General features: G+C 64.7%; 23 protein-coding genes and 2 pseudogenes. 13 read left to right on the plus strand and 12 right to left on the minus strand.

Going from position 1 to position 23120, the window contains the following annotated elements:
* Window positions 1–69: 69 nt before the first annotated feature.
* The 7 genes and pseudogenes from AC5V87_RS00805 to AC5V87_RS00835 form a co-directional block, all read left to right on the plus strand.
* Window positions 70–714: pseudogene (locus AC5V87_RS00805) on the plus strand (magnesium chelatase domain-containing protein); the annotation flags it as partial.
* Between the two features lie 45 nt (window positions 715–759).
* Window positions 760–957, plus strand: coding sequence for a hypothetical protein (locus AC5V87_RS00810; RefSeq protein ID WP_495369711.1), 198 nt, complete (start codon window positions 760–762; stop codon window positions 955–957).
* A gap of 9 nt (window positions 958–966) precedes the next feature.
* Window positions 967–2571, plus strand: a complete 1605-nt coding sequence (locus tag AC5V87_RS00815) for a recombinase family protein (RefSeq protein ID WP_495369712.1) — start codon at window positions 967–969, stop codon at window positions 2569–2571.
* 5 nt (window positions 2572–2576) lie between these two features.
* Window positions 2577–3509 (plus strand): ParB/RepB/Spo0J family partition protein, encoded by a 933-nt coding sequence (locus AC5V87_RS00820; protein WP_495369713.1) that lies wholly within the window; start codon window positions 2577–2579, stop codon window positions 3507–3509.
* Between the two features lie 1124 nt (window positions 3510–4633).
* A pseudogene (locus tag AC5V87_RS00825) lies at window positions 4634–5536 on the plus strand (YifB family Mg chelatase-like AAA ATPase); the annotation flags it as partial.
* 109 nt (window positions 5537–5645) lie between these two features.
* A complete protein-coding gene (locus AC5V87_RS00830) occupies window positions 5646–6113 on the plus strand; it encodes a hypothetical protein (protein WP_456841716.1) in 468 nt (155 codons plus the stop codon).
* Between the two features lie 118 nt (window positions 6114–6231).
* Window positions 6232–8457 (plus strand): ATP-binding protein, encoded by a 2226-nt coding sequence (locus AC5V87_RS00835; RefSeq protein WP_495369714.1) that lies wholly within the window; start codon window positions 6232–6234, stop codon window positions 8455–8457.
* A gap of 223 nt (window positions 8458–8680) precedes the next feature.
* Here AC5V87_RS00835 and coaA read toward each other — a convergent pair whose 3' ends face one another.
* The 7 genes from coaA to hisB form a co-directional block, all read right to left on the minus strand.
* The gene (coaA, locus tag AC5V87_RS00840; protein WP_456841718.1) at window positions 8681–9637 is read right to left on the minus strand and encodes a type I pantothenate kinase; all 957 of its coding nucleotides are present in this window, start codon (window positions 9635–9637) and stop codon (window positions 8681–8683) included.
* Between the two features lie 21 nt (window positions 9638–9658).
* Window positions 9659–9985, minus strand: a complete 327-nt coding sequence (locus tag AC5V87_RS00845; RefSeq protein ID WP_456841719.1) for a phosphoribosyl-ATP diphosphatase — start codon at window positions 9983–9985, stop codon at window positions 9659–9661.
* A gap of 76 nt (window positions 9986–10061) precedes the next feature.
* On the minus strand, window positions 10062–10835 hold the full coding sequence (gene hisF, locus AC5V87_RS00850) for an imidazole glycerol phosphate synthase subunit HisF (protein WP_456841720.1): 774 nt from the start codon (window positions 10833–10835) through the stop codon (window positions 10062–10064).
* A gap of 3 nt (window positions 10836–10838) precedes the next feature.
* Window positions 10839–11576, minus strand: a complete 738-nt coding sequence (gene hisA, locus AC5V87_RS00855; protein WP_495372018.1) for a 1-(5-phosphoribosyl)-5-[(5-phosphoribosylamino)methylideneamino]imidazole-4-carboxamide isomerase — start codon at window positions 11574–11576, stop codon at window positions 10839–10841.
* Window positions 11573–12223 (minus strand): imidazole glycerol phosphate synthase subunit HisH, encoded by a 651-nt coding sequence (gene hisH / locus AC5V87_RS00860; RefSeq protein WP_495369715.1) that lies wholly within the window; start codon window positions 12221–12223, stop codon window positions 11573–11575. Before hisH ends, hisA begins: the two co-directional genes overlap by 4 nt.
* Window positions 12220–12750: a DUF2628 domain-containing protein gene (locus tag AC5V87_RS00865; RefSeq protein ID WP_456841722.1), complete on the minus strand. Its 531-nt coding sequence runs from the start codon at window positions 12748–12750 to the stop codon at window positions 12220–12222. Before AC5V87_RS00865 ends, hisH begins: the two co-directional genes overlap by 4 nt.
* A gap of 63 nt (window positions 12751–12813) precedes the next feature.
* On the minus strand, window positions 12814–13407 hold the full coding sequence (hisB, locus tag AC5V87_RS00870) for an imidazoleglycerol-phosphate dehydratase HisB (RefSeq protein ID WP_495369716.1): 594 nt from the start codon (window positions 13405–13407) through the stop codon (window positions 12814–12816).
* A gap of 238 nt (window positions 13408–13645) precedes the next feature.
* Here hisB and hslV point away from each other — a divergent pair, with 238 nt between their 5' ends.
* From hslV to AC5V87_RS00895, 5 genes are all read left to right on the plus strand, one after another.
* On the plus strand, window positions 13646–14206 hold the full coding sequence (gene hslV / locus AC5V87_RS00875; protein WP_456841723.1) for an ATP-dependent protease subunit HslV: 561 nt from the start codon (window positions 13646–13648) through the stop codon (window positions 14204–14206).
* Window positions 14207–14287: 81 nt separating this feature from the next.
* Window positions 14288–14773, plus strand: coding sequence for a GNAT family N-acetyltransferase (locus AC5V87_RS00880; RefSeq protein WP_495369717.1), 486 nt, complete (start codon window positions 14288–14290; stop codon window positions 14771–14773).
* Window positions 14770–15387 carry a DUF2585 domain-containing protein gene (locus tag AC5V87_RS00885; protein WP_495369718.1) on the plus strand — a complete coding sequence of 206 codons (618 nt, stop codon included), beginning with the start codon at window positions 14770–14772 and terminating at the stop codon, window positions 15385–15387. Before AC5V87_RS00880 ends, AC5V87_RS00885 begins: the two co-directional genes overlap by 4 nt.
* A 49-nt stretch (window positions 15388–15436) precedes the next feature.
* The gene (gene hslU, locus AC5V87_RS00890) at window positions 15437–16741 is read left to right on the plus strand and encodes an ATP-dependent protease ATPase subunit HslU (RefSeq protein WP_456841726.1); all 1305 of its coding nucleotides are present in this window, start codon (window positions 15437–15439) and stop codon (window positions 16739–16741) included.
* A gap of 188 nt (window positions 16742–16929) precedes the next feature.
* Window positions 16930–18054, plus strand: coding sequence for a hypothetical protein (locus AC5V87_RS00895; protein ID WP_495369719.1), 1125 nt, complete (start codon window positions 16930–16932; stop codon window positions 18052–18054).
* Here AC5V87_RS00895 and AC5V87_RS00900 read toward each other — a convergent pair.
* The 3 genes from AC5V87_RS00900 to AC5V87_RS00910 are packed head-to-tail and all read right to left on the minus strand — an operon-like array spanning window position 18051 to window position 20846.
* Window positions 18051–18638 carry a Smr/MutS family protein gene (locus tag AC5V87_RS00900; protein WP_495369720.1) on the minus strand — a complete coding sequence of 196 codons (588 nt, stop codon included), beginning with the start codon at window positions 18636–18638 and terminating at the stop codon, window positions 18051–18053. The genes AC5V87_RS00895 and AC5V87_RS00900 overlap by 4 nt on opposite strands.
* Complete coding sequence (gene mltA, locus AC5V87_RS00905; protein WP_495369721.1) at window positions 18635–20173, minus strand: murein transglycosylase A; 1539 nt, start codon at window positions 20171–20173, stop codon at window positions 18635–18637. Before mltA ends, AC5V87_RS00900 begins: the two co-directional genes overlap by 4 nt.
* Complete coding sequence (locus AC5V87_RS00910) at window positions 20151–20846, minus strand: Tim44/TimA family putative adaptor protein (RefSeq protein WP_456841730.1); 696 nt, start codon at window positions 20844–20846, stop codon at window positions 20151–20153. The genes mltA and AC5V87_RS00910 overlap by 23 nt, the downstream gene beginning before the upstream one ends.
* 407 nt (window positions 20847–21253) lie before the next feature.
* Here AC5V87_RS00910 and secB point away from each other — a divergent pair, with 407 nt between their 5' ends.
* Window positions 21254–21742 carry a protein-export chaperone SecB gene (gene secB, locus AC5V87_RS00915; protein WP_456841731.1) on the plus strand — a complete coding sequence of 163 codons (489 nt, stop codon included), beginning with the start codon at window positions 21254–21256 and terminating at the stop codon, window positions 21740–21742.
* Between the two features lie 9 nt (window positions 21743–21751).
* On the opposite strand, the gene dnaQ is transcribed toward secB, so the two are convergent.
* Together dnaQ and coaE are read right to left on the minus strand one after the other, a co-directional pair.
* On the minus strand, window positions 21752–22468 hold the full coding sequence (gene dnaQ / locus AC5V87_RS00920) for a DNA polymerase III subunit epsilon (RefSeq protein ID WP_495369722.1): 717 nt from the start codon (window positions 22466–22468) through the stop codon (window positions 21752–21754).
* Window positions 22469–22497: 29 nt separating this feature from the next.
* Complete coding sequence (coaE, locus tag AC5V87_RS00925) at window positions 22498–23097, minus strand: dephospho-CoA kinase (protein WP_495369723.1); 600 nt, start codon at window positions 23095–23097, stop codon at window positions 22498–22500.
* Window positions 23098–23120: the final 23 nt, after the last annotated feature.

Genomic DNA, 23120 nt, shown 5'->3' on the forward strand with positions numbered 1-23120 from the left:
TGTATTGTTCTTGCGCGGCGCCCCTGGGTCTGCTACCCTCGATTGTGCGAGAGGGCAGGCTGGTTCGGCATGGTTCAGCGGGTTTCTACCGTCGCTTTTGAGGGGATCGAGGCTCGTGCGGTCGATGTGCAGGTGCAGGTCGCGCCGGGCCTGCCGGCCTTTGCCATCGTCGGCCTGCCGGACAAGGCGGTCTCGGAGGCGCGCGAACGGGTGCGCTCGGCGCTGATCGCCTCGGGGCTGGCGCTGCCGGCGCGGCGGATCATCGTCAATCTGGCGCCGGCGGACCTGCCCAAGGAAGGCAGTCATTACGACCTGCCGATCGCGCTCGGGCTGATGGCGGCGATCGGCGCGATCCCGCCGGACGCGCTGGCGGGTTTTACCGTGCTCGGCGAGCTCGGCCTCGACGGCTCGATCGCGCCGGTGGCCGGCGTCCTCCCCGCCGCGATCGGCGCCAATATGCGCGAGGAAGGCTTGATCTGCCCGGCATCGTGCGGCTCCGAAGCGGCCTGGGCGAGCCCGGACATCCAGATCATCGCAGCTCACTCGCTGATCCAGATCGCGAACCACTTCAAGGGCACGCAGGTGCTGTCGCGCCCCTCGCCGAAGGTGCATGAGGCCGCCGCCTCCACGCTCGACCTGCGCGACATCAAGGGCCAGGAGAGCGCCAAGCGCGCGCTGGAGATCGCGGCCGCCGGCGGACATCATCTCCTCATGTGATCTTCCCAATGCCCATAGGGGGCGCTATAGGGAAGACCAGACATGAACAGCATCACCACCGCAGCCAGCCACCGCATCGTCACCGCAGCCATCAAGTTCAGTTGGGCCGTACAGATCGCAGGGGAGCGCAAGCAAGCCCTTGGGGAACGCATGGAGGCGTGGGCGCACCGCTTAGCCGTCCGGTGGGGTTGCGTCGATACCGTACTCGCCACGGTCACACGCGAAGCTCTGAGCCGCTGAGGGAAGCCCATGGACACGCAGCGGCTCCCGAGGGCGTACAGTTACGTTCGGTTCAGCACACCTGAGCAGGCCAAGGGCCATTCGCTCCAGCGTCAGACCGATGCAGCGCGGGCGTGGGCCGCTGCGGCCAAGATCACCTTGGATGACGAGCTGACTTTTCAAGACAAGGGCGTCTCGGGCTTCACAGGTGCCAATAGAGAGACCGGCGAACTGGGGGTGTTCCTTGAGCGCGTCAAGGACGGGACGATACCGCACGGCTCTTGGCTCTTGGTCGAGAGCCTTGACCGCATCAGCCGGCAAGCAGCGCGACGGGCGGTGCGGGTCATAGAAGACATCATCGAGCACGGGATCACCGTCGTGGACCTCTCCGATGGAGGACGGGAGTACAGCGCCGAGACGCTCGAAAAGGACCCGTTCCTCTTCATGATGATGGTTCTCAAGTTCATCCGCGCCAACGAAGAGAGCGCGACCAAAGGCGTGCGTGTGGCCAAGGCACATGCAGCCAGACGGCAGAAGTTCGCAGGTCAGGAGAAGCTCACCAAGCCCTACACCCTGAAGCTCCCGGCGTGGATCCGCTGGAACACCGAGACAGCAAGCTATGAGCTGATTGAACACCGAGCGAAGTTGCTGCGGTGGATGTTCGAGATGGCTGACGACGGGACGGGGGCTCACAGCATCGCCGCGCACCTCAACGATACCAAGGAGGACACGTGGGGCGCCGGGAAGTGGAAGGCCAAGTATTGGCACCGCTCCTACATCCGCAAGCTCCTGACTAACAAGGCCGCCATTGGGGTCTTTGTGCCGCACACGGTGCGGAGGATTGACGGCAAGCGCACCAAGGAACGGACACCGCAAGAGCCTATCGCGCACCGCTTCCCCGCTGCGGTAGACCGGGACCTATTCGAGCGTGTGAACGCCCGCCTGAGCACCACCGCTCCACGAGGGAAGAATGCCAAAGCGCCCACACGGTCAATCTTCGCGGGCCTCATGAAGTGCCAGCACTGCGGAGGCACCGTCACTCGGGTCAACAAGGGGCAGCAGGTGTATTTGGTTTGCGCAGCGGCACACGGGAAATCAGGGACATGCAAATATGAAAGCGTGCCCTACGCCCAGGCCGTCAGCGCCTTCAGGCTCCACTTGCTCGGAACGCTCGACAATGCGCCGACCGGCAGCAACACCGCAGACATGGACGCCAAAATCGAGCAGTTGAAGGGGACAGTCGATGCAGGTGAGGACTTCGTAAACGAGCTCTTAGAGCTGCGCATCACCGACAAAAGCAGGGCCGCGTCACAACGGCTCCGGGATGCTGAGCGCGAACTTGACGAGCACCGGGAGGCGCTGAGGGAACTGCTGGAGCGCAGGGACGCCCTCAGAAGCACCAACGTGACCATGCGACTGGCCGCCGTCGAGAAGGCGCTCACGAGGGAGCCCATGGACACTGAGGAGGCCAACAAGGCGCTTCGGGGGGCTGTGAGCAAGATGGTGATGCGGCCGCAGAATGCGCGCTTGGACATCTGGTGGCACCACGCGGAGAACCCGCAGGAGACGCTTTTCATGACGAGCCGCTTCGATTGGGACGCGAACTCAATCGAGAACATGTTGGAAGAGGAATGAGCCGAGTGGCGAAGAGCAAGAAGAAGAGCACAGAGCGCAGCCCCAGGGTGACCTGGGCCAACGTCGTGACGCCGAAGGACAGCGGCAAGACGGCTGAGGAGCTGAGGGCAGAGAGCACTGCAGCAGGGCCCCGAGGAACGCAGGGACCGCAGCTACGCAGCGTACCTCGGAGCAGCCTGCACTTGGCCGAGAGCGTGTTTCAGTGGCGTGGAGGGGCACGGGCGGATAAGCGCGAACGTGAGGAGCACATCCGCACGCTCGCAACAGCGCTGAAGAACCAAGGGACGCCTTTGGAACGACTGACCGTGTGGCCGGTGGCGGACAGGCTCTACGTCCTTGATGGGCACCATCGGCTGGCGGCCTATGACACCGTGAAATGGACGAAACCTATACCGGTGGAGGTGTTCGAGGGCGACCTTGACGAGGCGAGGCTCAGAGCCCTCGCAGGCAACATCAAAGACAAGCTGCGCATGACCTCCCGCCAGAAAAGCGAGGTGGCATGGAGGATTACGAAGGAGAACATCGGGAAGCTGAGTGCTGAAGGCGTAGCTGATGCAACAACAATAAGCCGAAGGCAGGCCTTCGTCATGAAACGGGTGTGGAGGGAGCTGAACGGACGAACCGACCTCACCGAGACACAGAGGGAGAAGCTACCGACGATCACATGGCAGCAGGCCCGCGACCCCGCGACCTGGGGGACCGCTGAGGCTTGGGACGCCGATGAGTGGATTGATCAGAAGGCGACGGAGCTTGCAGAACTACTGAGGACGAAGAATGTCGAGGCTGCCTTGACAAAGGACGTCGAAATCACAGCAACAGCACTCTACCTGATCGACGGGCGGCTGCCGGAGAGGCTCATAGAGCAATGGGCAGGGGACCATCGCGAGCTGATAATCGACCTCGCCAAGACCTTCACGGGGCCGGACGAGGATTTCTAGTGCAGACACAGGGAGTGCATTTTGCACTAAATCGGACCCCAAGAGCAGGCCTCGGAGCGCACCAGTTTATGACAAGGCAGGACGGCCTCCGCTGAAGTTCCGACTGTGATATATTACAACGCGGGAGGGAGATCGGGCACGTATAGAGCAAGCGCGGCCAGAGCATCACGGGCGGTCCGCCCATGGAGAGGCAGAGGGCACGCGGACGGGCACACGGGGAACAGCGAAGCGCTCGGTGGGCCCCTTGGGCGGACCTCTCGGGACCGTTGGACCCGCCAAGACGTAGCGGACCCCACGGCCGAAGAGCCAAAGCGCCCCGCCGCTCGCCAAAGCGGCCCAGCCGAACATGGGCACACCCTTGTTGACGAAGACCAGCACGGCGATAGCTCCGCAAAGGAGCGCTGCGGCGGTGAACAGCCAGCCAAGGAAGACACCGAGGCGGCCCAGTAATCCAAGCTCAGGGGGAGGCAAAGGATCATTCCTCGTTGGGGATACGGGAGCAGGCGCCGAGTAGCTGGGGGCACCAGACGGGCCAGTAGGGGCCCCTGAGAGCCGCGCCGGCCGCCCCCTGTTCCGCCCCAGCCAATCCTTGATGGGCATCGCCAGCCCTACGCAGGCCAGAGCGACCAGAGCGGCCTCAACATCGAATAGAACGTAGTGGATCAGGCGGTCCACCACGACCCAATGTGTCGGCTGGAAGTCGAGGGGGACACCAAGCTCGGAGCCGAGCGTGTAGGAGGGCCATTTGCCTGTCTGAACCCACTGCAGAGCTTGGTAGCCCAGACCGAGCACAGCACCCAGCGCGACCATCTCCCCCACGCCGATCAACATCACGACGCAGATCGCGAGAACCCACCAATCCACCGCAGCCGCCCCCAAGCCATTGCAGGCCACCATAGCGGACGATTGCACAGAGGCTCAACACAACCTTGGTGCAACAACGCTCCGGGATAATACGGGGCAGGAACGCCGCAGTCCTGAGCTTGGCGGCGGCGGCGGCTTCAACCCAAGAAGGTTGAAATCGGGTCGGGCATTCGCGCCAGATTAGGATCCAGTTGGGCCGGAGAGGCTCATTTGGGGCCCCAAAGGTTTCGGAGGTGCCATTTTCCCATTGACGCAACGACATGCTGATGATCGGCGCGCCCGGCGCCGGCAAGTCGATGCTGGCGGCGCGCCTGCCCTCGATCCTGCCGCCGCTGTCGCCGGGCGAATTGCTCGAGGTCTCGATGATCGCCTCCGTCGCCGGCGAGATCGAAGGCGGTGCGCTGACCGCGCGACGGCCGTTCCGCTCGCCGCATCATTCCGCCAGCATGGCTGCGCTCACCGGCGGCGGCATGCGCGCAAAGCCCGGTGAGATCTCGCTGGCGCATCAGGGCGTGCTGTTCCTCGACGAGCTGCCGGAGTTCGATCCGCGCGTGCTGGATTCGCTGCGTCAACCGCTGGAAAATGGCGAGGTCGCGGTGTCCCGCGCCAATCATCGCGTGACTTATCCGGCGCGCTTCATGCTGGTCGCCGCGATGAATCCGTGCCGCTGCGGCAATGCGTTCGAGCCGGGCTATGCCTGCAAACGCGGCCGCATCGACCGCTGCACCGGCGACTACCAGGCGCGCATTTCCGGCCCGCTGATGGACCGCATCGATCTGCGCATCGAGGTGCCCGCGGTGACCGCAGCCGACCTGATCATGCCGCCGCCGGCGGAGGGATCCGCCGAAGTCGCCGCGCGAGTCGCGGCGGCACGCGACATCCAGCTTGCACGCTATGCCGATGCCGGCCTGCCCAATGTCCGCACGAATGCCGAGGCGCCCGCCTCCGTGTTGGAGGACGTGGCCAAGCCCGACGCGCAGGGCCAGAAACTCTTGCGAGACGCCGCCGAGACCATGCGGCTGTCGGCGCGCGGCTATCACCGCGTGCTGCGTGTGGCCCGCACGCTCGCCGACCTAGACAACGCCGACAAGATCGGCCGGCTGCATCTCGCCGAAGCCTTGTCCTACCGCGCACTCGCGGAGGATGTGCGACAGTTGGCCTGATCCTTCCGCGCATCAACCCGGCGGTAACGAGTTTCCTTTACGCTCTGCAAACCATAAGGCCACGCGTTCCAGGGGACAGTTCCCGAGCGGCCTTGGTGAGTAGAGTGTCATGTTGCGTTTCAAGATCCTGGCCTCGGTTGTTCCCTTGTTGGCGGCTGCGGTGTTCGCCCGCGGCGAGATCGGATCGGTCTCGCATCCTTGCATCGCCCTTGGCGAAACCTCGGTCGAGCTGACATCGCTGTTCTGGACCGCCGGCGTCCACGTCGCCTTCACCGACGATCCCAAGAAGGCGACGGTCCGGGTTCAGATCACCGACGATGCGGACGCCGCGGACTTCGCCCTCGTCGACGACGGCCTCGGATCCGAGCCGGACTCCTGCCAGGCTACCTCGCCGAACCGCCTCGTCTCGATTGCCGCACAGCCGGTCGACGGCGGCCCGGTGATCTATCTTTCCACCGAGGAACCGGCGGATTACCGCATCTATGTGCGCTCGCGAACGTTCTCGCAGCGTGAGGCGGCGGCGCTGATCGTCGGTGCCCGCGGCGGCCATCGCCATTTCCAGGCTGCCTCGCTTTGAGCCATTAACACCTCGTCAACCCTGTTTGGAGGCAACCCCAAGGCCTCAAACTGTTCGCAAGGTCGGCACGACATCGTCGCACGCGGCGGCAGCGGGGTTTGGGTAAAGGTCTGTGGCAATGGGTCGGATGTTCCGGATCAAGGTGCGCATGCGCCGCTTCAGGCGGCGGCATCCCCGCATCGCCTTCGCTATCCGCTCCTTCATGATCTTCTCGGCGACCTTCGGCGGCGCCTATGGTTTCGTCACCGGCAGCCGCGCCGAAAACTCCGGCTACGATCCCCACGCGTTTGCGATCGGCGCGAGCTTCCTGTTCGCCCTCGCCTGCCTCGGCCTTGCCACGCTGAGCATGCGCCTGCGCTTCGTCAACAAGCGGATGCGCAGGCTCGCCGCGCACAACGAGGCGCTGATCGACCGCAATTGGGAGCTGAAGGAAGCCGAGGAGCGCGCGCGCAGCCTGTTCGAACAGCAGGGCGATCTGATCGTGCTGCGCGACACCCAGGGCCGCATCACCTTCGCCAATGACGCCTATTGCGCGCTCGCAGGGCAGCCGCGCGGCGCGCTGGTCGGCACGCGGTTTGACTTTGACGTGCTGGAGCAGGGCGACAGCGCCCGCGAGAGCAGCGGCACGCGCGTCCACGACCAGAAGATCGCAACTCCGCTCGGCGCGCGCTGGATCGCCTGGCGTGAAGGCTATGTCCGGCTCGATGCCGGCCAGCCCGCCGAACTACAGAGCGTCGGGCGCGACGTCACCGACCGCACCGAGAGTGAACGCGCGCTGTCCGACGCGCGCGACCAGGCCGATGCCGCCAACCGCGCCAAATCGCGCTTCCTGGCGATGGCCTCGCACGAGATCCGCACGCCGCTGAACGGCATCATCGGCATGGGTGGGCTGTTGCTCGACACCAGCCTGACGCCGGAGCAGGTGACCTATGCCAGGGCGGTGAAGACGTCGGGTGAAGCGCTGATGGCGCTGATCGAAGAGCTGCTCGACTATTCCAAGATCGAGGCCGGCAAGCTCGATCTCGAGCAGCGTCCGTTCGCGCTCTCGACCCTGATCGAGGAGATCACCGAGCTGCTGGCGCCGCGCGCGCAGGCCAAGCAGCTCGAGATCGCCGCCTATGTCGACGAGCGCCTGCCGCTGGAAGTGGTCGGCGACGCCGCACGGCTGCGCCAGGTGCTGCTCAACCTCGCCGGCAACGCCATCAAGTTCACTGCGAGCGGCGGCGTCGCGCTGATCGTCGAGCCCGGCACCTGGCCGAACGAGATCAGCATTCTGGTGCGCGACACCGGCATCGGGATCGCAACCGACGCGCAGCAGCGCATCTTCCGCGAATTCGAGCAGGCCGACGAGCGCGTCGCCCGCACCTATGGCGGCACCGGGCTTGGCCTCGCCATCAGCGAGCGCATCGTCAAGCGCATGGGCGGCCGCATCACGCTGACCAGTGAGCCGGGCAAGGGCGCAACTTTCGAGGTCGCGGTGCCGCTGCCGGCATCACCGGGCAGCGCGGGGCAGACGGCATTCCCGAGCCCCGACCTCACCGGCAAATCGATTCTTCTGGTCGCCGACGGTATCGAGGCCACGTTGATCGCGCGGCGCCTGGAGCGCTGGGGCGGCCAGACCTGCATGACGTCCGACGTCTCGGTCGCGGAAGCCCTGCTGCCGGAGCGATCCTGGCACGCAGTGCTGGTCGATCGCGCGATCGGCGCAGCCGCCGCCGACCGGCTTGGCGGCTTGGCGCGCGCGCATGCGGCGCAGCGGCTGGTGCTGCTGACGTCGAGCTCGCGCCACGAGAAGTTTTCGGCTGACTTTACCGGCTTCCTGGTCAAACCCTTACGTGCCGCCTCGCTCGCCGCACGCCTCGCGCTGACGCCGGAGGTCACGTCGCCTGACCTCGCGCCGGAGCCGCCGGCCGACTCCACCGGCGCAGCCCCGGCAAAGGGCTTGTCGATCCTCGTCGCCGAGGACAACGAGATCAACGCGCTGCTAATGCGCTCGCTGCTGACAAAACTCGGCCACCGCGTCGTCATCGCCGTCCATGGCGAGGCCGCGCTGGAATCCTGGCTCGCGGCGGCATCGGCCGGCACGCCCTACGATCTCGTGCTGATGGACATCCAGATGCCGCTGCTCGACGGCATCGAAGCAACCAAGCGCATCCGCGCCCAGGAGGCCGCCACCGGCGGTCAGCACACGCCGATCCTCGCGCTCACCGCGAACACGCTGGTGGAAGACCGCTACGCCTGTTTCGAAGCGGGCATGAACGGGTTTCTGATCAAGCCGCTCGATCGCGAGAAGCTGGAGCAGGCACTGGCCGGGCTGGCCGCGGCACGGCAGCCGGCGGTGTAGCGGCAATTGATGCTGCCCTAAAGCATGATCCGGAAAAGTGCGAAGCGGTTTTCCGGAAAGATCATGCGCAAACAACAAACTAAAGCGCGATGACGATTCATCCCCATCTCATCGCGCTTTAGAGTGGGCAAAGCGTAGCGTGCCCACCATATCGAGCGATGGTGGGCACGGCGCGCGAAGAGAGCGCGCCTTTGCCCACCCTACGGCACCGGGGCGCCGCGGCTTATAGCCTGCGCAGCGCCACGCTTTCCACCGTATGATCCGCGCCCTTCTTCAGGATCAGCGTCGCGCGGGGGCGGGTCGGCAGGATGTTGTCCTCGAGATTGGCGAGGTTGGTGCGCTCCCAGATCGCGATCGCGGTCGCGGTGGCTTCCTCGTCCGACAGCAGCGCATAGCGGTTGAAGTAGGACTTTGGATTGGTGAACGCGGTGTCGCGCAGCGCCAGGAAGCGCTTGATGTACCATTGCCGCAGCGCCGCCTCGTCGGCGTCGATATAGACCGAGAAATCGAAGAAGTCGGAGACCACGGGCACCGCCTTGCCGTCGCGTGGCAGCTTGCCGGTCTGCAGCACGTTGACGCCCTCGACGATCAGGATGTCGGGCTGGTCGACCTCGGCCCACTGGCCCGGAACGATGTCGTAGGTCAGATGCGAATAAACCGGCGCACGCACATGGCGGCGGCCGGACTTGATGTCGGAGAGGAAGCTCAAGAGCAGCGGCAGGTCATAGCTCTCCGGAAAACCCTTCTTCTGCATGATGCCCTGCCGGTCGAGCACCGCGTTGGGATAGAGGAATCCATCGGTGGTGATCAGCTCGACCTTCGGCCGCGGCGACCAGCGCGCCAGCAGCGCCTGGAGCACGCGGGCCGTGGTCGACTTTCCGACCGCGACCGAGCCGGCGACGCCGATGATATAGGGCACCTTGCGATCGCGGATGTTGAGGAACTGGCGTTCGGCGTAATACAGCCGCTGCGTTGCATCGACATAGATCGACAGCAGGCGCGACAGCGGGAGGTAGATGTCCTCGACCTCCTGCAGGTCGAGGCGGTCGTGCAGCGAGCGCAGCCGGTCGAACTCACCCGGCTCCAGCGTCATCGGCGTGTCGTCACGCAGTCGCGCCCACTCTTCGCGCGTATAGACGCGGTAGGGGTTATACTGCTGCTCGGGTGCGCGGATATCCATGACGCGACCTCTCCACCTCGGCTAGTTGCCGCCCTTGCGCGACGCCTTCTCTTCCAAGCCCGACATATTCGTGCGCTTGTCCAGCGCCGCTTCCACCTCTTCCAACTTTACGCCGCGGGACTTGAGCAGCACAAGGAAGTGATAGAGCAGGTCGGCACTTTCAGCGATCAGATGCGCGCGATCGTTTTCGACTGCTGCGATTACGGTTTCGACTGCTTCCTCGCCGAACTTCTTGGCGCAATGCTCGGCGCCCTTGTCGAGGAGCTTGCGGGTATAGGAGGCCTCGCCACCGGACGCCGCGCGGGCGTCGATGGTCTCGGCGAGATGATGGATCGTGAAACGCGCCATACAGAACACTCAAAACACGTCCGGCCGAACGAGCCGGTACCGCCGGCCTATGTAGCATTTTTATGAAGCGGAGTCGTCAGGCATCGAGGCGCATGGGTAGCCCGCGCCGGGCCATATGCTCCTTGGCTTGGCGGATGGTGAATTCCCCGAAGTGGAAGATCGAGGCGGCGAGCACTGCGGTGGCATGCCCGTCGCGGATACCGTCGACGAGATGGTCGAGATTGCCGACGCCGCCCGAGGCGATCACGGGGACGGGGACGCTGTCGGCGATCGCCCGGGTCAGCGGAATGTCAAAGCCCTGCCTGGTGCCGTCGCGGTCCATCGAGGTGAGCAGGATTTCGCCGGCGCCGAGCGAGACCACTTCCTGGGCATATTCGATCGCGTCGATGCCCGTGGAGTTGCGGCCGCCATGGGTGAAAATCTCCCAGCGGTCGCCGCCCGGGCGCTTGACCCGCTTGGCGTCGATCGCGACCACGACACACTGCTCGCCGAATTTCTCGGCAGCTTCCTTGACGAACTCGCGCCGCGACACCGCGGCGCTGTTGATCGAGACCTTGTCCGCGCCGGCGCGCAGCAGCGTCTTGATGTCGTTGACCTCACGGACGCCGCCGCCGACGGTCACGGGCATGAAGCAGGCCTCGGCCGTACGCCGGACCACGTCCAGCATGATGCCGCGATTCTCATGGGTCGCGGTGATGTCGAGGAAGGTGAGCTCATCGGCGCCGGCGGCGTCATAGGCGATTGCGGCTTCGACGGGATCGCCGGCATCGCGCAGATCGACGAAGTTGACGCCCTTGACGACGCGGCCGTCCTTGACGTCGAGGCAGGGGATCACGCGCACCTTGAACATATGTTAGCTCCTCCGCGCGTCGCGGATCAAGGTGAGGGCGGCGGCGGGATCGAGCCGGCCGTCGTAAAGTGCGCGGCCGGCGATCGCGCCGGCGAGCTTCTTGGCGCGCGGCGTCAGCATCGCCTTGACGTCCTCGATCGAGGCGAGACCGCCGGAGGCGATCACGGGAACAGAAATGGCGTCGGCCAATGCAATGGTTGCATCGAGGTTCAGGCCCTTGAGTAGGCCGTCGCGCGCGATATCGGTGAAGATGATGGCGGCAACGCCGGCATCCTCGAAGCGCTTGGCAATCTCCAGCACCGTCACCTCAGAGGTCTCGGCCCAGCCTTCGACCGCGACCTTGCCGTCGCGGGCGTCCAGCCCGACCGCGACGCGGCCGGGGAATTTCTTCGCGGCTTCTTTCACCAGCTGGGGATCGCGCACGGCGGCGGTGCCGATGATGACGCGGGTAATGCCCTTATTGAGCCAGGCTTCGACGGTCTTGAGATCGCGAATGCCGCCGCCAAGCTGCACCGGGATATTGATCGTCTTCAGCATCGCCTCGACGGCCTCGGCATTCACCGGCTTGCCGGCAAAGGCGCCGTCGAGATCGACGACGTGGAGATATTCAAAACCCTGCCCGGCAAAGCTCTGCGCCTGCGCGGCCGGATCGAGGTTGAACACGGTCGCGCGCGCCATGTCGCCCTGCTCGAGGCGCACGCATTGGCCGTTCTTAAGGTCGATCGCGGGAAAGAGAATCACGGTTTCCATCGCAAGAAGTTCGAGATCAGCGCCAGGCCGAAACGCTGGCTCTTCTCGGGGTGAAACTGCGTGCCGACCGCGGTATCCTTGGCGACGATCGCGGTGACTGGCCCGCCGTAATCGGCGCGCGCGAGCACGTCCGCTTCACTGGCGGGGTTGAGGTGGTAGGAGTGCACGAAATAAGCGTGCTGGCCGTTGAGGCCGAGCGGCAGCTTGTTCAGCACCGGATGATCCCTGAGCACCTCGAGCGTATTCCAGCCCATGTGCGGGATCTTCAGGTTCTCGTCGCGCGGCGTGATCTTCTCGACGTCGCCGCCGATCCAGTTCAGGCCTTCGGTGATGACATGCTCCTTGCCGCGGCTCGCCATCAGCTGCATGCCGACGCAAATGCCGAAGAACGGCCGCGCCTTGACGCGCACGGCTTCCGTGATCGCCTCGACCATGCCGTTGACCGCATCGAGCCCGCGCCGGCAATCGGCGAAGGCGCCGACACCAGGCAGCACCAGACGGTCAGCCTCATAGGCCTGATCGGGATCGCTGGTGACGAAAACCTTTTGCGGATTTTCCAGGCTGCGCGCAGCGCGCTCGAAGGCTTTCGCGGCGGAATGAAGATTCCCAGAACCGTAATCGATGATGGCGACGCTCATCTTGACCCTCCCGGTTCTGGAAACAAACCAATGATGCCGCCGGCCGGAATTGGCGGCGGGTTCGAGAATGGCTGGCCGGGCACGCTGCGGGTCGGCGGCGGACCGCCGCGATCGACGGCCCATTGATCGTTGACGATGCCGTGCTGCTTCTGGCTCCAGCGCTCGAAGAAGCGCCGCTCGGCAGTGTCCTCGTCGTCGGCAATGACGACGTCGAGCTGCCGCCATTTGCCCCGCGACAGGGTCCAGCGGCGCAGGCTCGAGGCCTCGAGACCCATCAGGAGCGCGATGATGATGTTCGCGAAGAAAACGGCGCGGCGGCCGACGCCGAGGCTGTGCAACCCGGCATCGAATGCAGCCAGGAACACGATCCAACCGATCAGCGCCAGCCAAAGCCGGTTCCACAATAGCCAGAACGGCCCGAAGATCATTGCCCAGAAGTGAAAACCGTCGCGCACGAACACGAACTGGTCGGTCGCGCGCAGATCGGCTGCGGCGGGAGAGGGAGCATGAACTGTGTAGACAGGCATGGCGATGCCCCGTTCTCGAAATTCAGTGATACCGCTGGCGGCGCGTGCCGCCCGAGGCAGACGTCAGCCGCCGAGCGAGCCCTTGGTGGACGGGATCTCGCCCGCCGCTTTGGGGTCGATCGCGACCGCAGTCCGCAGCGCCCGCGCCAGACCCTTGAAGCAGGACTCGGCGATATGATGGCTGTTATCGCCATATAGGGTCTCGACGTGGAGAGTCACGCCGGCATTGATGGCGAAGGCCTGAAACCACTCGCGCACCAGCTCGGTGTCGAACTCACCGATCTTGTCGCGGGGGAAGTCGGCCTTGAACACCAGGAACGGGCGGCCCGAGATGTCGATGACCACGCGCGACAGCGTCTCGTCCATGGGCATGTGCACGCCGGCATAGCGGGTGATGCCCGCCATATTGCCGAGCGCCTGCTTGACCGCCTGGCCGAGCGCGATGCCGGTGTCTTCGGTGGTATGGTGATAATCAATGTGCAGGTCGCCGACCGCCTTGACCATGAGGTCGATGCGGGAATGGCGGGCGAGGAGATCGAGCATATGGTCGAAAAAGCCGATGCCGGTCGCGATGTTGGCCACGCCGGTGCCATCGAGGTTCACGGTGACCTCGATGTCGGTTTCCTTGGTCTTGCGCTTGATCGTCGCAGTGCGCATTGAAAGCTTTCGCAGTTAGTTGGGCATGACCCTTCGGAAAACCGGTGCCCACTTTCCGGATCATGCCCGTTTGGCCGAAAACGCCAGTCTCTTAACAGCCAAATGACGCATTCGCTACTGCGGGAACGGCTGGCCGGGCCTCTACTTCTGCCTATGGTGAGTGAAATTCGGCCCGGAACGGCCCCGTTGTGCCCCCGCCCTCGACCCCCTAAATCAGCCCGGACAACGAGGGTCATTCATGCAGGATTCCCACAACAGCTCGCCGGGCTGGCACGGCACCACGATCTTGACGGTCCGCAAGGGCGGCAAGGTGGTGGTCGGCGGCGACGGCCAGGTCTCGATCGGCCAAACCGTGATCAAGTCAAACGCCAAGAAGGTCCGCAAGCTCGGCAAGGGCGACGTCATCGGCGGCTTCGCCGGGGCGACCGCCGACGCCTTCACCCTGTTTGAGCGGCTGGAGAGCAAGCTCGAGCAATATCCGGGGCAGCTGACGAGGGCCGCCGTGGAGCTCGCCAAGGATTGGCGTACCGATCGTTACCTCAGGCGGCTGGAGGCCATGATGATCGTGGCCGACAAGGACGTCTCCCTGGTGCTAACCGGCACCGGCGACGTGCTCGAGCCCGAGGCCGGCGTGATGGCGATCGGCTCCGGCGGCAATTATGCGCTGGCGGCCGCGCGGGCCCTGATCGACACCGACAAGGACGCCGAGACCATCGTCCGCCGCTCCCTCGACATCGCCGCCGACATCTGCGTCTACACCAACCGCAATTTGACGATCGAGAGCCTGGCGACGGGCTAGGGCTGTGTCCGACAGCGGAGCTCCGGGCTGGCACCTCTCGGGTTCGCGGGAGAGGGGGCGCAGCATCATCGACGGCGCTAGATGAACCCTACCTACACCTTCTACCCCATGACCACAGCCGATCTGCCGCTGATCCGGCGGTGGCTGGGTGAGGTCCATGTGCGAGAATGGTGGGGCGATCCGGACGAGCAGTTTTCGCTCGTCAGTGGCGATCTCGTTGAGCCCGCCATGGACCAGTTCATCGTGTTGGCCGCTGACAGGCCGTTCGGCTATCTTCAGTGCTACCGCCTGACCGCCTGGAATACGGGCTTCGGGCCGCAACCGGAGGGCACGCGTGGGATCGACCAGTTCATCGGCGAAAGCGACATGGTCGGGCGCGGCCACGGCTCGGCGTTCATCCGACAATTTGTCGATGAGTGCTTCCGGCGAGGCCTGCCGCGCATGGTGACCGATCCGGATCCGCTCAATGCGCGAGCTCTGCGCGCATATGAGAAAGCCGGCTTCATCCGCGACCGCATGGTCGAGACGCCCGACGGGACGGCGCTGCTGATGGTGCGCGAGCCGTGACGCTGACAAGCACGCACGACAGCAGGGCCGCAGTGTCGCCGCTCGCCTGGGTCGGCACCGCGCTGCTGCTGCTCGCGCTGCAAGCCTCGATCCTATCAGCGATGGGGCGCGTGCCGATCTGCACCTGCGGCTATGTCAAGCTCTGGCACGGCGTCGTGAACAGCGCGGAGAACTCGCAGCACATCGCCGACTGGTACAGTTTCTCGCACGTGCTGCACGGCTTCCTGTTCTATGGCTTGACCTGGCTGCTGTTCGCGCAGCTGCCGCTGCTGCGCCTCTCATGGCCCGTCCGGTTGATCATCGCAATGCTGATCGAAGGCGCCTGGGAGATTGTCGAGAATTCGCCCTTCATCATCGAGCGCTACCGCGCCGGTACGATCTCGCTGGATTATTACGGCGACAGCATCGTGAATTCGGTCTCCGACACGCTGTTCATGACAATCGGGTTCCTCGCCGCGCGCATGCTGCCTGTCACGTTGACGGTCCTCACCGGGCTCGCCTTCGAAACCATGCTGGCGCTCCACATTCGCGACAATCTGACGCTCAATGTATTGATGCTGATCCATCCGCTCGAGGCCGTGAAACAATGGCAATCGGGCCCGCCCATCATCTGACCTAAAATGCGGCTTGTCCTTGGCCGCCTCCCGCCCTAGCTAAGCAGACATGACAGACTTCTCTCCCCGCGAAATCGTATCCGAACTCGACCGTTTCATCGTCGGCCAGGCCGACGCCAAGCGCGCCGTCTCGATCGCGCTGCGCAACCGCTGGCGCCGGCAGCAGCTTGAAGGCTCGCTGCGTGAAGAGGTGCTGCCGAAGAACATCTTGATGATCGGGCCCACCGGCGTCGGCAAGACGGAGATCGCGCGGCGGCTCGCCAAGCTTGCGAACGCGCCGTTCCTGAAGGTGGAAGCCACGAAGTTCACCGAGGTCGGCTATGTCGGCCGCGATGTCGAGCAGATCATCCGCGATCTCGTCGAGGTCGCGATCGCCCAGGTCCGCGAGCGCAAGCGCAAGGATGTGCACGCACGCGCGCAGCTCGCCGCCGAGGAGCGCGTGCTCGACGCGCTGGTCGGCGCCAACTCCAGCTCCGCGACGCGGGAATCCTTCCGCAAGAAGCTGCGGGCCGGCGAGCTCAACGACAAGGAAATCGAGATCGAGACGCAATCGTCCGGCGGCGGCATGCCGATGTTCGAGATCCCGGGCCTGCCGGGCGCGCAGATGGGCGCGATCTCTATCGGGGACATTTTCGGCAAGCTCGGCGGCCGTCCCAAGACGCGGCGGCTGACGGTGGAAGGCTCGCACGAGATCCTCGTCAACGAGGAATCCGACAAGCTGCTCGATTCCGATCAGCTGACGCTGGAGGCGATCAGCGCCGTCGAGAACAACGGTATCGTGTTCCTGGACGAGATCGACAAGATCTGCGCGCGCGAAGGCCGCGCCGCCGGCGACGTCTCGCGCGAGGGCGTGCAGCGCGACCTCTTGCCGCTGATCGAAGGCACCACGGTCTCGACCAAGCACGGCGCGGTGAAGACCGACCACATCCTGTTCATTGCCTCGGGCGCCTTCCACGTCGCCAAACCGTCGGACCTGTTGCCGGAATTGCAGGGCCGCCTGCCGATCCGCGTCGAATTGCAGGCGCTGACCCGCGACGACATGCGCCGCATCCTGACCGAGCCCGAGGCCTCGCTGATCAAGCAATATGTCGCCCTGATGCAGACCGAGGGCGTCACGCTCGACATCACCGACAGCGCCGTCGACGCGCTCGCCGACGTCGCGGTCGCCGTCAATTCCACCGTCGAGAACATCGGCGCGCGGCGGCTGCAGACCGTGATGGAGCGGGTGCTCGACGAGATCTCCTTCACCGCCCCCGACCGCAGCGGCGAGACCGTCAAGGTCGATGCCGATTTCGTGCAGAAGCACGTCGGCGACCTCGCCAAGAACGCCGATTTGAGCCGGTTTATTTTGTAATTCCGGCTCAGTCCACTATCTATCCGCTGTCGTCCCTGCGACAGCAGGGATCCATAACCACCGGCATTCCTTATTGGAAAAGATAGCGGCTCCAGCCTTGGCTCAAATAATGCCCTGTGGTTACGGGTCCCGGGTCGCGCTTCGCTTGCCCGGGACGACGGCGGAGTTTGACGCGCCGCAGGTGCCGCGTGCTCGCTGACCTCCAGAAAAACCCCTGGCGCGTGCTGCTCGCGATCAACGCGGCGGTGTTTGTCGGCGTCTTCATTCACAAGATCCTGCTGCCGCCTTACGTTCCCTATATCCACCTTCTCGTCGACTACCATTTCGGCTTCATCAAGCGCGCGCTGATCGGTGCGATTGTCGCGCTGTTCACGGACAGGGTGCCGGTGTGGCTGGTGTTCGCGATCTCAGGCGCGGCGTGGCTGGTGACGCTCGGCCTGTTCCTCAGGCTGTTCCAGAGAACGTTCGGCTTCTCGAACAAGACGCTGCCGCTGTTCGTGCTGATCGCGGGCTCGCCGTATTTCCTGAAGAACTTCATGCACACGCTCGGCCATTTCGACATCTATGGCTGCGTGTTCGCACTCGTCCTGCTGCTGATGCCGGCCGGTTCGCTGCTGTTCGTCGCAGCAGCCACGCTGTTCGCGATCATCCTGGTGCTGATCCACCACATCCATTTGTTGATGTATGTGCCGACGATCATCACCATCGTCGGGATCAGGCACTATCTCGCGCACGGCATCACCAGAACGAATCTCGCATTCGGTTTTGCGGCGCTGCTGTGTGTGAGCGCGCTGTTCTTCGCGGCGCAGTTTCTGGGAACGATGCCGGTCCCCGAGGCGGACTTCCTGGCCTATCTGAAGAGCCGGATGGCCGATCCATCCCGCACCAGCCTGCTCCAGTTCAGCTACATCTGGTACCAGCCGCTGTCGAAGGAAGTGTCCGACACCTGGGCATGGCTGCCGCACAACAGCCTCGGCCTGCCCGTATTCGCGCTGCTGCTCTGGCTGCACACGCCGGTGTGGCGTTATTTTGCGAGCCTGATCGCCGCGCTCGCAAACGAGCTGCACCGGCGTCTCGTCATCGCGGCGCTGATCGGAATCGGCCTCGGCTATCTCGTCATGTTCGCGATGGTGTTCGATTATTCGCGCTGGATGTCGAACTGGGCGGTCTGCATGTTCCTGATCCTGCACGCGGTCAAGACGCTGCCCGCCGCGCGCGACACCGCCCTGATCCCGTCGGACGACAGGAAGACCAACATCTTCGGCCTGGTCCTCACCCTGATCCCGCGCGTCGGAATCGTCCGGCCGTTCTAAGATCTCGCCCGCCTGATCCGCACATACAGCGCCCCCTCGCCGCCGTGGCCGATCGCGGCCTCCTCGAAACCGACCACCAAGGCGCGGAATTCCGGCAGGCTCAGCCATTCCGGCACTTGCCGCCGCAGCACGCCGCTTTCGCCGCCGCTTCGGCCCTTGCCGGTGATGACGAGCACGAAGGTCAGGCCGTCCTGATGCGCGCGGTGCAGGAAGCCGGTGAGGGCGCGATGGGCGCGCATCTGGGTCATGCCGTGCAGATCGAGCCGCGCCTCGATCTCGCTGCGGCCCCGCGACAGTTTTGCGCGCTCGCGCTTGCCGAGCGGTGCCAGCGGCGGCATCACCGGTTTTGCCACGCGCGGCGCCGGCGCAGCCGCGATCGGCCGCGGTGATGGCGCAGGTCGCGCCACCGGCGCAGGCGAAGGCTCCGCGCGCGGCGCGATCGGCGCCTTTGGCGCGCGATGCTTGCGCAGTGGCTTGACGTGCTTGGCGACGAGATCCCACAGCTCGCGCTCTTCCTCGCTCAGCGCGCGGCGGCGCGGCGAGGGACGAGGCTCCAGCACGGGCGGACGGGACGATCGCTTCATTGCTGCCTGTGGAGCCGATTCTTCATCGGCCGCCGCGGCTCCTGCACGGGCTCGATCACGGGACGCGGCACCGGCAGCGGGACGGGGTTAGCAACGGCTACCGTCTCGCTTCTCGCCGGCGTTGCGGCAGCGGCAGGCGCGCCCTTGGCAGAATCCTTCGCGGGCCCAGTTTGCGGAAACAGCTTTGCGATTTTCTCCGACGGCCTGGGATCCGGCACCGGCAGCCGCGCCGCACGCACCGCAGGATCGATGCTCTTCGGCACCAACATGACGAAGTGCATGGGATGGCGCAGCCGGCCCGACACCCGACCAGCCTCCTGGCCGGCACCAAAGTAGAGATCGGCGCGCGCCGGGCCGATGATCGCCGAGCCGGTGTCCTGCGCGATCATTAAACGATGGAACGGCGTCTTCGAGCGTTCGGAATCGATCGGCAGCTCGCCCTCGATGAAGAACGGCGTGCCGTAGACGTGCAGCGACTTGTCGACCGCAATCGAGCGCCCCGCGGTCAGCGGAATGCCTTGCGCGCCGACCGCCTCGTCCTTGTCGGAAAGGTTGACCTCGCGGAAGAAGATGTAGGAGCGGTTCTGGCGGCGCAGCTCCTTGGCGCCGTCGGGGTTCTGCGCCATCCACTCCCTGATTTTCTGCATCGACATCTCTTCCTTCGGAATGATGCCGCGCTCGATCAAAATGCGACCGACGGCCGTGTAGGGATAGCCGTTGTAGGCGTCATAGTTGAGCCGGATGGTGCCGCCGTCATCGAACTTGATCCGCGCCGAGCCTTGGATCTGGGCGAACAGCAGATCGGTCGGATCCTTCAGCCAGGCGATCTCGAGCCTGCGGCCGGCGATCTTGCCGTCCTCGATCTCACCGCGGTCGTAATAGGGCACGAGCTTGCGGCGGCCGATCTTGCGGTACACCGGCCCCTTGTTGGGCAGGCTGATCGAATCCTGCTTGTAGCCGCGCACGAACAGGTTCGACGGGCGGCGATAGACCGGCACGTTGAAGACGTCGGTCTGCGTGCGCGATCCCTCCAGCACCGGCTCGTAATAACCGGTGACGAAACCGTCGGGCTCGCCCAAGCGGGAGATGCGCAGGGCTACGAAATTCTGCTGGAAGAAGGCTTTCGCTTTCGCGTCGTCGCTGAGGTCGAGCGATTTGGCGGCGCGACAAGGTTCGTTCAGCGAGGCCCCCAGTGCCTTCGGTTCAGGCGCCCCAGTCTGCGCATTGATCGACTTGCAGCTGGCGCGAAAGGTCTTGTAGGCGGCGAGATGATCGTCCTCGCTCCAGCCCTTCACATCGGCCCAGGCCACCGGCAGATATTGCGCGCCTGATATCTCGAACGGCAGGGGAAGCTGCGGATAGGGCAGAGCCCGCGGCGGGGCGGCGGGCAGTTGCGGGAGATGATGGTGATGGCTGCGATAGTGGCGCCGCGCCGCCTCGGCGCCGAGCGAAAACGACGATAGCGCGACGGCAGCTGCGCAAAGCGCCGTCGCGCTAGTCTTCAGAACGGTCCTAGTTCGCGCTTCCGGTGCCAACCAGCTTCCAGTTTGGATCGCGAGAGGTGGTGTCGCGGGCGAAAGTCCAGATGTCGGTGATGTCGGCCACCGTGTCGGCGCTGCCGTCAACGATGTTGCCGGTCTTGTCGCGCGTGACCGAGATCATCTGCGAGACGAATCGCACGGTCAGCTGGGCGGTACGGTCGCGCAGCTCCGCGCCGACGAGCTCAGCCTTGTCGATCGAGACGAACCGCGTCTCGGTCTTCTGCTCGTTCTTCTCGCGCTCCTTGATCGCGGCGTCGAAGCTCTCATAGACCTCCGACGACAACAGGTCGCGCAGCGCGCGGCGGTCGCCATTGGCAAAAGCCAGCACGATCATCTCGTAGGCGCCGCGGGCCCCCGAGATGAAATGGCGCGGGTCGAAGGTCGAATCCTTCTCGACGATCGCGTCGAGACCCTGGGCCAGTGCGGTGCCCGGTTCAGTCAGGCCCTTCCAGCGATCGGAGGGCGGGGCCGGCTCGGCCGCCGGCGCCAGCGGGGCCTGGTCGATCACCTTGCCCGGCATGGTCACGACGTTCTTGTCCTGGGCGCCCTGGAGCGCGTTGCGGTCGAACGGCGGCCGCTCGTTGCCCGTGCGCTGCCCCAGCACGCTGCGCAGCCTCAGGAAGATAAAGACCGCCAGCGCCAGGAAGATGATGGTGTAGATGTCCACGTCGTATTCGCTTTCTGGTCTTCTAGAAGAGTCTTCAGGATCGTCGCCGGGAAAATCGATCCGGCCAGTAGACCGTTCCATACGGGAACGGCAAGTCTACATCACCATTTTGGGTCCGCGTCGGTCCGTGGGATGTAGGCACGGAATCTTGCCCGGCCAATGGCGCCTTTTGGCACAGCGGCGAGTGTAGCGCGTTTTATGCTTAAGGGGAAACCCGATCGTGCCCGGAAATCGCGCATTTTCAATCATTTAAGGCGCAATTTCGCCAAAAGGCCGGGCCGAGCGTCACAGTTGTGGGCGCGGCCCCGGATACGCCATCCGGCGCCGTTCGTCCTTGTGGAACGAGGCGGGCCTATGTTAGCCAACCGCCGCGAAATTCAGCCCCAATCGGGTAAGGAGAGACTTTCATGACCAACGGTAACGGCACCCCTCCCGAGGCGGCCCAGGCTCCCCAGCTCAACGTTCTGGCACAGTATACCAAGGACCTGTCGTTCGAAAATCCGAACGCCCCCAGCTCGCTCCAGCAGCAGAGCCAACCGCCCCAGATCAACATCCAGATCAATGTCAGCGCCAACAATCTCAGCGAAACCGAATTCGAGGTAACGCTGTCGGTCGAAGGCAAGGCCGAGTCGGCGGGCAAGATCATGTTCTCGTTCGAGCTCGCCTATGCCGGCGTGTTCCGCGTCACCAACGTGCCGAAGGAGAATTTGCATCCGCTGGTCATGATCGAGTGCCCGCGCCTGCTGTTCCCGTTTGCTCGCGAGATCATCGCGACCGCCGTGCGCGACGGCGGCTTCCCGCCCCTGATGCTGGATCCGGTCGACTTCGTCGGTCTCTATCGCCAGAACATGGAACGGCAGATGGCCGCCCAGGGCGGACAGACCGGTCAGGCCTGATGAGCGAGCCTAACCGGCCGCAACAGCGGCCGGAGCGGCGAGGTACTCGTTCCAGATTGCCTTCTCGCCGAGCGTCGCGATGAAGGCCTTGTGGGCCTCGCGCTCGGCGTCCGAGATCCGGGGCGCAAGCGGCACCGGCCGCTGCCGTCGCGGGGCGTCGCCAGAAGTGCTGATGCGAATCTCCTCGGGTTCCGACGCCAGCAGCAGCTGCGACTGCCGCGCCCCGACCAGATCGACATAGACTTCGGCCAGAAGCTCGGCGTCGAGCAGCGCGCCGTGCTTGGTGCGGTGTGAATTGTCGATCGAATAGCGCGAGCAGAGATCGTCGAGCCGGTTCGACACGCCGGGATGCTTGCGACGCGCCAGCAGTAGCGTATCGACCAGCCGTTCGCGCGGGATCGCCGCGCGCTTGATGCGGTCGAGCTCGGCATTGATGAAGCTGATGTCGAACGAGGCGTTGTGGATCACCAGCGGCGCATCGCCGATGAACTCCAGAAACGCATCGACCACCTCGTGGAACAGCGGCTTGGTCGACAGGAATTCGGCCGACAGCCCGTGCACCGCAAAGGCTTCCGCCGGCATGTCCCTCTCAGGGTTGATATAGACGTGATAGGTCTGTCCCGTCGGCATGCGGTTGAAAATCTCGACGCAGCCGATTTCGACCAGGCGATCGCCACGGAGCGGATCAAGGCCGGTGGTTTCGGTGTCGAGAACGATTTCGCGCATGAAATTGAGGTGCCTGGTGGGACGGCGAATCAGGTTCGCCGCTGCGGCATCTTACCGACCTCGGCCAGGATGTGCGCGATTTGCGCCCGCACGGGTTCAAGTCCGTGTGACGTATCCACCACGAAATCGGCGCGCCTGCGCTTTTCGGCATCGGGCGTCTGCTTGGCAATAATCGCGTCGAGCTTGGCCTCGTCCATCGTGCCGCGCGCCAGCACCCGCTCGCGCTGAAGTTCCGGCGAGGTCGAGACCACGACCACGGCATCGACGCGCTTCTCGCCGCCGGTCTCAAACAGCAGCGGGATATCCAAAACCACCACCGGCGCCTTGGCCGCCTCCGCATCGGCAAAGAATTTTTGCCGGGACGCGCCAAGCATCGGATGGACGATTTGCTCGAGCTGCTTGATCGCGGCGGGATCATGCACCACGCGCGCGGACAGCTTTGTCCGGTCGACCTTGCCGTTCACGGTGGTGCCGGGGAAGGCTGCTTCGATGGCCGGCGCGGCCTCACCTTCATAGAGCTGGTGGACGGCGGCATCGGCGTCGTAGACGGGCACACCGGCCTCCGCAAACAATTTTGCGGTGGTGGATTTGCCCATTCCGATCGAGCCGGTCAGTCCGAGGATCCGCATCAGCGCCGAGCCATTCTTGAAAT

This window comes from Bradyrhizobium sp. SOJA106 (genome assembly GCF_059448745.1).

Excerpts from the sequence above, each read along its gene's own strand:
- hslU (WP_456841726.1), top strand. The coding sequence starts at position 15,437 with ATGACAGACTTCTCTCCCCGCGAAATCGTATCCGAACTCGACCGTTTC.
- AC5V87_RS00810 (WP_495369711.1), top strand. The coding sequence starts at position 760 with ATGAACAGCATCACCACCGCAGCCAGCCACCGCATCGTCACCGCAGCC.
- coaA (WP_456841718.1), bottom strand. The coding sequence starts at position 9,637 with ATGGATATCCGCGCACCCGAGCAGCAGTATAACCCCTACCGCGTCTAT.
- dnaQ (WP_495369722.1), bottom strand. The coding sequence starts at position 22,468 with ATGCGCGAAATCGTTCTCGACACCGAAACCACCGGCCTTGATCCGCTC.
- hisH (WP_495369715.1), bottom strand. The coding sequence starts at position 12,223 with ATGAGCGTCGCCATCATCGATTACGGTTCTGGGAATCTTCATTCCGCC.
- hisB (WP_495369716.1), bottom strand. The coding sequence starts at position 13,407 with ATGCGCACTGCGACGATCAAGCGCAAGACCAAGGAAACCGACATCGAG.
- AC5V87_RS00900 (WP_495369720.1), bottom strand. The coding sequence starts at position 18,638 with ATGAAGCGATCGTCCCGTCCGCCCGTGCTGGAGCCTCGTCCCTCGCCG.
- AC5V87_RS00845 (WP_456841719.1), bottom strand. The coding sequence starts at position 9,985 with ATGGCGCGTTTCACGATCCATCATCTCGCCGAGACCATCGACGCCCGC.
- secB (WP_456841731.1), top strand. The coding sequence starts at position 21,254 with ATGACCAACGGTAACGGCACCCCTCCCGAGGCGGCCCAGGCTCCCCAG.
- AC5V87_RS00815 (WP_495369712.1), top strand. The coding sequence starts at position 967 with ATGGACACGCAGCGGCTCCCGAGGGCGTACAGTTACGTTCGGTTCAGC.
- AC5V87_RS00865 (WP_456841722.1), bottom strand. The coding sequence starts at position 12,750 with ATGCCTGTCTACACAGTTCATGCTCCCTCTCCCGCCGCAGCCGATCTG.
- AC5V87_RS00830 (WP_456841716.1), top strand. The coding sequence starts at position 5,646 with ATGTTGCGTTTCAAGATCCTGGCCTCGGTTGTTCCCTTGTTGGCGGCT.
- hslV (WP_456841723.1), top strand. The coding sequence starts at position 13,646 with ATGCAGGATTCCCACAACAGCTCGCCGGGCTGGCACGGCACCACGATC.
- hisF (WP_456841720.1), bottom strand. The coding sequence starts at position 10,835 with ATGTTCAAGGTGCGCGTGATCCCCTGCCTCGACGTCAAGGACGGCCGC.
- AC5V87_RS00835 (WP_495369714.1), top strand. The coding sequence starts at position 6,232 with ATGGGTCGGATGTTCCGGATCAAGGTGCGCATGCGCCGCTTCAGGCGG.
- AC5V87_RS00880 (WP_495369717.1), top strand. The coding sequence starts at position 14,288 with ATGAACCCTACCTACACCTTCTACCCCATGACCACAGCCGATCTGCCG.
- coaE (WP_495369723.1), bottom strand. The coding sequence starts at position 23,097 with ATGCGGATCCTCGGACTGACCGGCTCGATCGGAATGGGCAAATCCACC.